Source organism: Coprococcus sp. AF19-8AC (assembly GCF_003603115.1).
Taxonomy (GTDB): domain Bacteria; phylum Bacillota; class Clostridia; order Lachnospirales; family Lachnospiraceae; genus Coprococcus; species Coprococcus aceti.
Genome location: NZ_QTMI01000004.1, coordinates 81,836 through 93,841, shown reverse-complemented (window position 1 = coordinate 93,841; position 12,006 = coordinate 81,836). Strand labels below are relative to the sequence as shown.

Annotated in this window: 10 protein-coding genes; 8 read left to right on the top strand and 2 right to left on the bottom strand. The window is 38.6% G+C overall.

Annotated elements, in window-relative coordinates; genetic code table 11:
- Window positions 1–86 precede the first annotated feature (86 nt).
- Together DWX57_RS10855 and DWX57_RS10850 are read left to right on the top strand one after the other, a co-directional pair.
- A complete protein-coding gene (locus DWX57_RS10855; RefSeq protein WP_242992616.1) occupies window positions 87–701 on the top strand; it encodes a PBECR4 domain-containing protein in 615 nt (204 codons plus the stop codon).
- Window positions 694–2,019, top strand: coding sequence for an MFS transporter (locus tag DWX57_RS10850; protein ID WP_120124196.1), 1,326 nt, complete (start codon window positions 694–696; stop codon window positions 2,017–2,019). The genes DWX57_RS10855 and DWX57_RS10850 overlap by 8 nt, the downstream gene beginning before the upstream one ends.
- Window positions 2,020–2,067: 48 nt before the next feature.
- Here DWX57_RS10850 and DWX57_RS10845 read toward each other — a convergent pair whose 3' ends face one another.
- Entirely contained in the window at window positions 2,068–4,086 is a 2,019-nt protein-coding gene (locus DWX57_RS10845; RefSeq protein WP_133300885.1) for a hypothetical protein, read from the bottom strand.
- A gap of 375 nt (window positions 4,087–4,461) precedes the next feature.
- Between DWX57_RS10845 and DWX57_RS10840 the strand changes: the two genes are divergently transcribed.
- The gene (locus DWX57_RS10840; protein WP_120124191.1) at window positions 4,462–5,184 is read left to right on the top strand and encodes a LytR/AlgR family response regulator transcription factor; all 723 of its coding nucleotides are present in this window, start codon (window positions 4,462–4,464) and stop codon (window positions 5,182–5,184) included.
- A gap of 212 nt (window positions 5,185–5,396) precedes the next feature.
- Here DWX57_RS10840 and DWX57_RS14450 read toward each other — a convergent pair whose 3' ends face one another.
- Window positions 5,397–5,579 carry a hypothetical protein gene (locus DWX57_RS14450; RefSeq protein ID WP_243106227.1) on the bottom strand — a complete coding sequence of 61 codons (183 nt, stop codon included), beginning with the start codon at window positions 5,577–5,579 and terminating at the stop codon, window positions 5,397–5,399.
- Between the two features lie 1,108 nt (window positions 5,580–6,687).
- On the opposite strand from DWX57_RS14450, the gene DWX57_RS10825 reads away from it, so the two are divergent.
- The 5 genes from DWX57_RS10825 (at window position 6,688) to DWX57_RS10805 (ending at window position 12,005) form a co-directional block, all read left to right on the top strand.
- Window positions 6,688–7,653, top strand: a complete 966-nt coding sequence (locus tag DWX57_RS10825) for a small ribosomal subunit Rsm22 family protein (RefSeq protein WP_120124188.1) — start codon at window positions 6,688–6,690, stop codon at window positions 7,651–7,653.
- Window positions 7,654–7,776: 123 nt separating this feature from the next.
- On the top strand, window positions 7,777–8,205 hold the full coding sequence (locus DWX57_RS10820) for an acyltransferase (RefSeq protein WP_165852796.1): 429 nt from the start codon (window positions 7,777–7,779) through the stop codon (window positions 8,203–8,205).
- Between the two features lie 15 nt (window positions 8,206–8,220).
- Entirely contained in the window at window positions 8,221–9,225 is a 1,005-nt protein-coding gene (locus tag DWX57_RS10815; protein ID WP_120124184.1) for an NAD-dependent epimerase/dehydratase family protein, read from the top strand.
- Window positions 9,226–9,235: 10 nt separating this feature from the next.
- Window positions 9,236–10,378, top strand: coding sequence for a glycosyltransferase (locus DWX57_RS10810; RefSeq protein ID WP_120124181.1), 1,143 nt, complete (start codon window positions 9,236–9,238; stop codon window positions 10,376–10,378).
- Window positions 10,379–10,382: 4 nt separating this feature from the next.
- A complete protein-coding gene (locus tag DWX57_RS10805) occupies window positions 10,383–12,005 on the top strand; it encodes a carbamoyltransferase C-terminal domain-containing protein (RefSeq protein ID WP_120124179.1) in 1,623 nt (540 codons plus the stop codon).
- The last annotated feature ends 1 nt before the right edge of the window (window position 12,006 follow it).

The following is a 12,006-nucleotide window of genomic DNA, read 5'->3' as shown; positions in this document are numbered from 1 at the left end:
GAGTGATATCAAGGCGAACGGCCAGTGGTTATTCAAAAAAGGGAAGCGATGAGCTTCCCTTTTTATGTACTATAAGGAGGAAAATATTGGGGAAGTCACAGATAATACGGAGAATACATAGGTCGGCATTAAAATATAAAGAAATATTTGTTGGAAATACATATATGTTTGTATTCAATAATGATTATGTTGAGGTTATGTTTAAGAAATCTTCATTTATGCATTTAACAGGAGTGGCATCATGCCTAAAGGCGGATGATTTTTATAATCATGCATTGACTGAGAGAGGTCTACGACCGGGAGAGATATTTTTTAATGAAGATCATCCATACGACCTTGCAGATAAGAAAACTAGTATTCTTATTGGATTGGGTGATATTACCATTAAAGATTCCAGTGTGGTCATGGATATAGAGACAAAGACGTTTTCTTATAAGTTAGGAGTTGCAAATCTGGAGTTTACAGTATGTTTAGGGGATGACAAAAATTCGCAAGGCGAGATACAGGGTAATTGTAAAGTCCCGTATTCGTTCAGAGTTGAGGGAATAGAAAACAGTAAATCAGATAAGATATATTCAGTATCACATGTGTTGAAAAAGAAAACAGGTGAGAAAAAATATCATATATTGACTTATGGTGATATAGGCAACTTGAAATATCTTAAAGATGAGATACAGGAGAAACTAGAGTTGGATGAATAACAGTACAGTAGATTGCAATAAGAAAAATCTGGGGAGAACTGCTATTGCAGTTGCCGCCTTAATAATACTAGTCCAGTTCATAGACTCCTACTGCACAGAGATATTCGGTAGAACGCAGTCACTGTCGGTTACTACATTCCTCATAGATGCCCGTGAAATGAGTGCGGATGAAGGTGTGGCTTACATGAGCAGGATGATGCTACCATTTTATCTTATCGGGATGCTCACGCCATTTGTGAGATCTTACGCGGACATAGTTGGAAGAAAGGTGATGCTGTTCATAAATGTTGCACTTCTGGCGGTGGGCAGTGTCATATGTATGCTGGCGGACAGCCTTATAATCTATCTCCTTGGAAATGGAATACTGATACTCGGCTACTCATTGGATATACATATGATATACATAGTGGATATGCTGCCCGCAAACAGGCGTGCCACAGTGAGGGGAATATGCGGTGGAACAGCCATGGCAGCGGCCATGTGTATTCCGCTGATGAGATCTTTGGTTGCCAATAGATCCGGGCATGGCTGGCAGGAGATATATGTTGTGGGAATTGCCGGTGGTGTTGTAATACTTGCGTGCATGGGAATATACATGGTGGTGAGATCTGCAGCGGGACAAGGCAGTTGCGGCGGTGATGAAATACAAGAAAATGAAACGGCCACAAACGAAACATTCATAAAAAGGGAATCTGTAAAAGATGGAAATATTCATTTTATACAGACACTTGGAGCGTTATGTAAACAAAATAGAACTAAGGCGTTGCTGATATCTATTTGTGCTGTCGGACTTGCCACGGCTGGCATACAGTATTACAATGAGCCACTTCTGGCATTTGGCGGAATGATTGAGAAAAATGTCAATCTAGTCCTGGTGTGGCAGCCGATGACAGCGCTCGCGGTGAATGTTATCACAGGAATAGCGGCTGACAGAACACGCCGCGAATACGTGGTTGCAGCCGGAATCACATTGAGCCTTGTGTCAGGCTGCGTATTCATAATTGGAGCAGGTCATATAGCATCCCCTGTTCTGATGGGAATCCTGTGGGGAAGTATGAGCGGATCTTATTACTCCTCAGAGGAGCTCATCAATATGATGGTGATGGAGAGTGCTGCTCCGGAGGTAAGGGGTAGAGCCTCGGCTATATCCACATTTGCCTATGGAATAGGAGATCAGCTTGGAATATTTACCATCAGCATTGTGGTGGGGATAGCCGGAATGCGGTGGACAAAACTGATGTTCCTCGGCATACCGCTCGTGGCAGCGATGATAGTGATAAATAGACATCTGAAAATCAGATCAGACCGTCAGGCGTGAAAAACTCCCGGGAATGGTACAGATGAATGTGCCGTTCCGGGAGTTTTATTATGCCTGTTTCTGTTCATTTAAAAGTTTTCTGATTTTTTTCTTTATCTTCCTGTATTTGAGCAGCGGATACAGGAGAAATGCCCATATGACATAGATGCCAGCCAGAAATGGCAGTGCGATAATGTTCGACAGCTTGTTGGTATGCCACACAGCTACGCTGAAATATGCCACAAATATACATAGAGCCACATCCGTGATGAGATGGATCTTCTGATTTACAATGTACATCGGGTGATATCTGTCATCCGGAGGCTGTATGTCTGAAGTGCATACGCCCTCTTCAAATTTGCAGAAGTTATAGTTATATATACCCCTTGCGATCGCCAGATCTGAGATATTACCCGCGTATAGGTGATGCCTGAACAGCTGGCTCACGGCAAGGTTATCAGAATCCGGATTGCCCGCATAGAACGAGAAATCAGCCATTTTCTGATAGTGGGTTCTGGCCCTCAGAAGGATCAGTATGTTCAGGATACCATTTAACAGAATCAGGATCATGGACACTGAATACAGCATGGAGGCTGTTGGCATACGAAAGTACCCAAAATCCGGTTTCACAAGCTGCAATATCTCCGCGATCACACCCAGGGACGACAGTGTGATGATAAATGCGGTCAAGGTCGCCCAGCTATATCTGGAGCAATCGGATACCTGGTCGTATATATGTCGTATGCAGTCCTCACTGTAATTGGTGAGCCTGTTGTATCCGGTATGTCTGAATGAATCCAGTTTGGGATCGTAATCCCACGAGCACATGCGCGCCACCCCATATCCAGATGACGGCGTGTGTCCGGAGGCCTGATCGGAAAAGTAGGAATCGTATTTCCTGTATGCAATGTGGTCATACAGCATGCTGTCTATGAGCATCACCCCGCCAAATGATGCGCTGACCAGAGCAACCAGAAGCGGGAAGCTGTTGAACACAAATGATATCACGACAAAAAGTACGCCCGCTATGCAAAATAGAGTGATGATCAGTCTGCGATTTCTCTGTATGGCATTGAATGATTCCGAACAGTTCTGAAAATGGTTATATGTAATGCTGTAAGTATTATTCTTCTCATCCAGCACGGAATGCTCCAGTACGAGACTCAGGTCGGAATATTTCTTGTGGAGCGAGAAAGGGATAAATCTCAGCGCCGTCAGGATGATGGAGGCGCAGAGCATCACGATACTGAACAGAGTCCCCTTAAAGCTCGTCTCATCATAGTTACTTATCCACACTGATGAGAATATGGTTGCCAGCATCTGGACCGAGTAAAACACTATGAGCGTGTATGTGGCAAATGCCTGGAGTTTGTTTACTCTGCTGGCATCGTTCATCAGTTTTTGGAAGTGTGGGTTGTTGAGGTCATTTTCTTTGACCCGTTTGTCGGTAAAATCTTTTCTTGTGAGGGCGATTTCTGAAGCATATGCAGGGAAGTTTACATCATCAAACAGGGAATATAGCAGTATGGTGGCCAGATATTCTGATGGTGATGTGCATTTGAACACAGTACAGTAATGTGGCAGATGACTGTCTGTTGATATGACATTACTCAGGTAGGTCTGAAGTTTGGTTATGAAAGAGTCATCTATGTCACATCTTTTTTCGATCATAGTATCCAAATGGTCACATAATTTATCATAGTCTATGGAAGTTAGAAGTTCACGTATAGGAATCGGCTGCATGCTTCCATTGTAATTCTTAGTAGCAAGATTAGAAAAAAACGATCCAAGCTTTTGCCCAGTAGGATAACTCTCATTTGGGTGGATGAGATAGTAAAGAGGCAGTTTTGGTGATGAGGCAACCTTTTTAAGCTCATCAATGGACGACGCTTTAAACACAGAATACGACAGGATAACATCAATATCGTCAGATTGATTAGGATTACGTGTGAAAAATAGTTGGCTAAATGTGTGCTTATTCGAATATGAAGATGTCTGTGGGACGATTGGTATATCAAGACCAAGATATTTTATAAATAATTCCTCTAAAGAATATACGTTTTCAGCTGGTCTGGTACGGTAATTCATATTGCATTCCCCCTCAGGTGTTTATTTAGGCGTGATAGTTAAACTGCGATTCCAGTTATTATAGAATAATTTACCAATTATATATGAATATATAATAAATATTTGTCGGATTCAACAGAAGAAGACGAGATTTGGTCATAAAAAATCTGGTTTTTATCCATTAATTTAACGGAAAACCCCCTAATGCAGAATAGACACTGAAAAACAAATAATAGACAATGCACTGATTGCTATACCTGTTTGAATGACTAAATCGAATATTACTTCAGACTTTATAATGTATGGTAATAATTGAATATATTCCCATAATCCGATACATTTAGATAGTAATGAGGCGAGAACCGCATAGATAAATGAGGGGAGAGAAAATTCAATATGGTGAAAATCGGAGTGTGTGACGTGAATGAGGACGAAACACGTCGAACAGTGTATCTTTTGGAATCTCAAATGAGAAATGGCGTTATTGATAAGGATAATGTGACGATCGTTTCACATTCCCTTGAGTCGGTAATGTTAGATCTGGACGATCAGAAATTTGATTATGACATATTTATAACTGAATTGTCATTCTATAACGGCAGAAATGGCGTAGAGCTTGCAAAACGTATCAATAAAGCAGCACCATCCTGCAATATCATTTTTTATACAAATAAAATCCCTAATGAACTTGATATATACGAAAGCAGACATGTGAACTGTATGCTCAAAGGTCGTCATGATGGCAGGTTGGTTATGACTACCGGTAGACTAATTGAAACTTTAATGAGTGAGAAGAGTAAGGCTTTTATCAAGATCAGATTTGACAGAAATATTATTATATTGGATTGCCAGGAGATAATGTATATAAAGATAGAAAATCGAGTAACCAAATTCTATACCGCAAGGACTGAAGAGAATGAAAATAGAGTGTTCTGTGAATACAGACCATTAAGTGAGATAATTAAAGAATTGCCGGATAATTTCGTGAGATGTTCCGCATCAGCTGTGGTTAATAAGAATCATATAAAGCAATATAATCATCAGACTGTCACAATGATGGATGGTGCGGTGATAAAGATTGGAAGACGGTATGGTGATGTGGTGTTGGTAATTTCCTAAAATATATTAAAGATACTAGTAGTATAAATCAATTTATAAGTGCTCAAAATCTTATCTCCATTGAGATAGTTGTAAGCAGAAACAGTATATTATGTATATATAGTTTGTACATTAGTTAATGATGTGATACCGGTTTTAATAAAAAGAAACGGTGCGGTACTATGGTACATTTCGTCATAATTTAATGGTTGATGCTTAATTCATGTCGTTTTTCAAGTGGTGATTTCAAAACTAGAAACCTGCATAGGTATCTTGTTTGAACGGTTGAGATAACGTTTCATCTGTACCAACAAGTCGGTGCAATTATAGAAAGACATATGATTATAAAAGCGTTCCTGATCAATTCTATGACTGCGTTCTACCTTGCCGTTGTGGCGAGGTGTACGCGGACGGATCAGTTTATGACTGATCTTTAGCTGGCTACACAGAATATCAAGAGGATGTTTACGATTTGGCTTTTATACATGAGTGAATTTAGCGCTATTGTTAATTTGAATGGTTTCAAGTTGGTAACCAAAGTAAAGAATGGCACGTTTTAAAAAGGCTTCCACTGTTGAGTAGCTGCTTGGCTCCATGTAAGGAAAGATGAAACATTTTCTGGATGCTTCATCAATTATTGGTTACTGATAGAATTTTTGCTGTAAGAGCCAGAATAAAAGGCAATTGGGACATATTTAATGTCCGTTTGCCACTAAACTCCAATCTGTAAAGGAGTGTCGTAAGACTTTTCCTTTCTCCAGTTATTTGTGAAAGAAGCTGAACTTGAATAACTAACTTACGAAAAAATGCAGTACAGAGAGCTAGTGTGCTGGGTATAACCTTTGGCGGTGTGGAGTTTGCCATATAATTCACAAACAAATATTTTAGGGGGGCTGTGATAATATTGTATCTGTTTCAAGTCTTCATCTGTGTGTACATTGGGATGTTTAGAGTGAGGCCTGTGGAGTTTATCAAGCAAGGAAGCTTAAGTACCAGCGAATTTTTGTTCCAATGCATGATGGAAGATTTAGATATGTGATATCTTCGGCAAACGAATTAAACTCCAACGTCGATACGATAAAGTTTGTCGGCATAATATTTAGTTGGAATGTCATGTGGCAAATATCGTTGTGAGTGTGTTATTGTATTCATGGCGGTTAAGTACTCCTTTTCTAGGAATTTGGTTTTGGCGATTAAAATTCTAAAGTACTTAACCGTTTTTGTATAGAGGGAAGGTGTCACATCAATTGTAACCCTACAATTGAAAATGACAACCGTTTGGTTTATAATATAATAGTATATTTGGTCAATGCAGGAGAATTGGACAAACGCCTCAAAATTTTAATAAAAAATTGAAGCGAGATACGATTAGCACGGAAGAATTAATCTTAATAGGCAATGCTGTAGGTGCGAGGTTTGAACAGGTCTATTACTTGAAAAATGGTAGCATGATTTGCATTTCTAATCAGCATTACCAGTTTTAACCCTTTAAGATTTATTCACATTTCAAAAGGAGAATATACTATGGATTTACCTATTGAACTGAAAGCAGCTTCTGAAAAGTTGGTAGTTGGGTATAAACAGGCTCAGCTAAAGAAAATTGCACAAGACTTGAGTGACAGATATCGAAATGAAAGTGGTGCTGGAAAGGTGTTGCTTTCAAAAGATATTGAGGCGGCTGTTTATGCCTTGGTTAGAATGCCAGCCACATATGGAGCTGTGTCCGATGCGTTAAGATACGCATTGGAGTATTTTGATGGAAGAATTAACTCTTTGCTGGATGTTGGAGCCGGAAGCGGTGCTGCAACTTGGGCTGTGAGTAATTTAGTTGATCTCGAAAGAGTTACTTGCATCGAGAGAGAAGGTGCTATGAGAAGAGTTGGTGAAACACTTATGAAAGAAGGAAACCATACTCTGGCAAGTGTTAGATGGATTAGTTCTGATTTAACAACATCAAAAATAACAAATTCTGCGGATTTAGTTGTTTCATCGTATGTAATGAACGAAATGACTAAAAAGGATCGCCAGTTTGTTCTGGATAGTCTTTGGAACGCTACAGAAAAAATGCTTCTTATTGTTGAACCTGGAACACCCGCAGGTTTTTCTGTGCTAAGAGATAGTAGAGAGTATCTATTGTCTAAAGGCGCCCACATTGTTGCACCATGTCCTCATGAGTTTGCATGTAGATTGGCTGAAGATGACTGGTGTCATTTTACATGTAGGGTTCAGCGAAGCAAAATCCACAAGATGTTGAAAAATGCAGATGTTCCATATGAAGATGAGAAGTATTCATATATGGCATTTGTTAAAGAAGAGTGTACTTGTGCATCTGCTAGAATTCTAAGACATCCGTATATAGATAAGGGTCAAATTAGCTTAGAAATATGCACGAAAAATGATAATAGAAGTGTAGTCGTAAAGAAAAAGGATGGTAGTCTGTTTAAGATTGCAAGAAAAGCAAAGCACGGAGACAGCATTGATATTAAGTAAGTGGAGTAAATGGAAATGAATTGGCCTTTTTTGAAAAAAGATTTTCAATATATCTTTCTAAATAGATTTGTGTGTAAGCTTCCATCTTGGCATGTCAGGCGTTTCTTTTACAGATCTTGCGGCATGAAGATTCATGAAACTGCAAGGATTGGTATTAATACAATTATTGTTTCGCCAAGAGGGATAAGTATTGGAAGACGTAGTGTGATTAATGACAATTGTTTTATCGATGGTAGTGGTGGGGTTCTCATCAGAGAAGACGTTTCCATATCTGCTTTTAGTAAAATATATTCATGTTCACACAAAACAGATTCCCCCATTTTTGAATACATCACAAATCCGGTAGAAATTAAAGATAATGTTTGGATAGCTGCTAATGCAATGATTCTTGATGGTACGGTGTTAAACGAATTCTCGGTTATTGGAGCTAATAGTTGTTTTAAAGGTGTAACAGAGAAAGGGTACATTTATTATGGTAATCCTGCCAAGAAGATGAAGAAAAGGAATCTTGATAAAAAATATGCAATTGATTTTCATCCCCATTTTAGATAAAAGAGGAATCAAAATATGAAAGTTTTTATAACTGGCGTGGCGGGATTTATGGGAAGCCATTTGGCAGATCGTATAATAGAAAATGGTGATTATGTTGTTGGTGTTGATAATCTTATCGGAGGTGACATTGACAACGTAAATCCCAAAGTAGAGTTTTATAACGAAGATTGCGACAACTTGGAAAAGATGGTTGAGCACATGAAAGGTTGCGATGTTGTATTCCATGCTGCATGCACTGCACATGATGGCTTTTCGTTATTTTCTCCGTATTATATAACTAAGAATACTTTTCAGATTACCATGAGTGTACTTAGTGCAGCAATACAAAACAAGATTTCAAAGTTTATTTATTGTTCTAGCATGTCACGATATGGCGAACAAGAAATTTTGCCATTTACCGAAGATATGCTTTGCAAACCAAGGGTTCCATATGGGGCAGCAAAATACGCAGCCGAGTTGGTGGTTCAACAGATTTGCGATTTGAACAATGTATATTTTAATATTATAGTTCCTCATAATATCATTGGTCCTCGTCAGTGCGCAAATGATCCTTTCCGCAATGTTGCAGCTATTATGATTAATAGAATGTTACAAGGAAAGCAACCTGTGATTTACGGCGATGGAGAACAAAAAAGATGTTTTTCTGATATAGAAGACGTTGTTTTTTGTATTGAGCAATTGATATATAGATCCGATTTAAATAGAGAGATTTTCAATATCGGGCCGGATGAAGAGTTTGTTACGATTAATACTTTGGCGAGAACAATTGCAGATGCGTTAGATTTTGAACTGAATCCGATATATGTTCCTCAGAGACCAAATGAGGTAAAATACGCAACCTGCTCATCTGATAAGGCTCGAAAACTTTTGGGATATTCTACCAAAGTAACCCTGGAAGAGGGTATTCGACGTATGGTCGAAGAAAGAAAAAAGAAAGGACCTGTGGAGTTCGATTATCACTATGACATAGAGATAGTTAACGATAAGACACCAAAAACATGGGTTGATCGTTTGATATAGGAGTATTGAGATGAAAGTAGTAGTGTTAAGTTACTATAATCCTTGGATTAGTGGCGGTGGGCATCGTCCGGTTTGTTTTTTAGAAGAGGATTTGAAAAAGGGACACGAGGTTGTCTTTATATTTGAGAGTTCAGCTGAGACTGAGTGTATGCCTAGTTTTGGATTATATAACAATCCGAATCTTAAGCTTGTTAGAAGAGATAAATACAGCGGTGCTTTTGAAGCAATGAATGTCCAGGCACAAGGCATTGTTTCTGAAGATTATTTATTAGATGTGTGGAAACCCGATTACATTAGATCGCATAATCCTGTTGGAAGTTATATTGAATTGCTCAAAAGATGTAAGGAAAAGAATATCCCTCATTTATATGATCAAATGGATTATTGGGATGGATTTCCAGTGCAACCTTGGGGAGAGTGTACTGAAGATGCTTATATAGATTTTGCGGTTAGTAATACTACCATCAGCAATTGGTTGGTGGAGAAGAATTCTCTTAAAACAACAAAACCATTCGCAATGATTCCAAATGCAATTAAAGAGAATTTTGCTGAAGAATTGTTTGTTACATATAGTGAAGTGGAACAAAGAAATATAAGGAAAAGAAAAACCGTGGTGTATTCTGGAGCTATCTGGCCTGAATGGTTTGATTGGGATGTTATGTCGTATCTGATTGAGAGGAGACCTCAATACGACTTTCTCATGATTGGTGCGTATAATCCAAGTTCCGATGAAGATGATGGTCGTAATGTTAAAGAGATTGTTGCTAGATTAAAAGCATTTGATAATGTCACTTTTTTAGGACAAATTTCACACATGGAGCTGATTCCTCACTTGCAAAGAAGTAATGTTTCTATTATTCCGTTTGTTGTAAATGATGTAACTGAAGCTTGTTCACCTTTAAAATGTTTTGAGTATTTGGGTGCTTCACTGCCGGTTGTTACTACTGCACTTCCTGAAATTAAAGATTACCCAATGGTGTTCACTGCACATAGCAAAGAAGAATTTTTGGAGTTAGTAGATTCATTGATTCAACGTGGAATAACAGAAGAACAATATGTGGAAATGAAAACGTTTGTTGATGATAATACATGGAAAGCAAGAAGCAATGCATTGGAAGATATTGCATTAGATATGATTTCGCAAGGAGAGTAGTTATATGGTTGTTCTCGGTATTTGTGGGGGGCATGATGCAAATTGGTGCGTCTTTAAGGATGGAAAACTGGTAGGGGCATTTGAAAAAGAACGTTTTTCTAGAATTAGACATGACGAAGGTTATGTTATGGATCTTGTTGATAAGACACTCGAAAAGTTGGGTATCTCTCTTGATGAAGTTTCTTTGATTGCGACTAGTGAAGCAAATTTTAAAGGCACAGATCCGGGATTGCATTATATAAACAAAAGAATATACGATGAACCTGATCAGTGGATTGATATGCAGGTAGAATATCACGGAAGGATAATTCCTTGTTTTGCGGTACCTCACCATTTGTGTCATGCGGCTTATTCATTTTATGCAAGTAATGAAGATGAAAGTATAGTGTTGACCTGGGATGGTGGTGGAGATTTCTACACAACAAATGCATATACTTCTACAAGCATTTCGTATTGGAAAGGGAAAAAACTTCAGTGGTTTGAGCGGATTGGTAATAGTGATTTAGGGTCATTATGGCACATTTATTCAAAAGTGATATTCCAGAATCCTTTCGCTGCTGGAAAATTGATGGGATTAGCTGCTACAGGAGACGATTCTTTGGTTAAAGTGTTTTCTGATTATGCTTTACGACCAGTAAGAGGAACACTATCCCCTGCTTTTTCTATCAAAAACTGTTGGCCTGATGAGGATTATCCGATGTTCGGCAATGCGAATCATTGGGAACTTACAGATGCCGCTAATATTGCTTACGCAATTCAAAATATTACAATCAAAGCGGGCATTGAACTCGCTAACAGAGCATATTCTGTTTCCGAAAGCAAAAAATTATGTTTAGGTGGCGGTTGTGCTTTGAATGGCTATCTTAATACAGAGTTGTCAAAGAATACTCCTTTTGAAAAGATTTTTGTCCCACCTTCTGTTCATGATGGCGGTTTATCAATTGGGGCAGTTATGTTTACTCTAAATAATATTCTTGGAGTCCCTACTCAAAAGATTAGTGAAGATGAGTTGGTTTTTAATGGTTTAGATTATTCTGATGATGCTTGTGTTCATGCATTGAGAAAGGCTGGTTTGGATTGGCGGGTTATAGATTCAAAGGAAATGCATTTGTATGCAGCTGAGCAATTAAGAAAAGGGAAAATCGTTGCTTGGTATGAAGGTAAAAGCGAACATGGTCCGCGAGCATTAGGTCATCGTAGTTTCCTAGCAGATCCAAGAGTACTTGGAATGAAGGACAGATTAAACAATACTATTAAATTCCGGGAATCATTTAGACCGATAGCTCCGGTCGTATTAGAGACAGATATGAAACGCTGTTCTAGTGACATCGAAAGAAGTCCTTTTATGATGCATATCGTTTCAACAAGCGCAGATTTTCAAAGAATGAATCCTTCAGCAGTACATATTGATGGAAGTGCACGAGTTCAGACAGTAAATGATGATAATCCTATGGGAAAAATCATTAGATGTCTAAAGGATTTGGACGGAGGGTATTCGATTTTAAATACATCCTTCAACTGTCGTGAGCCAATTGTTGAAACACCAATGAATGCGGTTCATACGTTTTTAGAAGTTCCGGTAGATATTTTGTGTATGAACGGGAAATACTTTGTTGAGAGAGGATAAG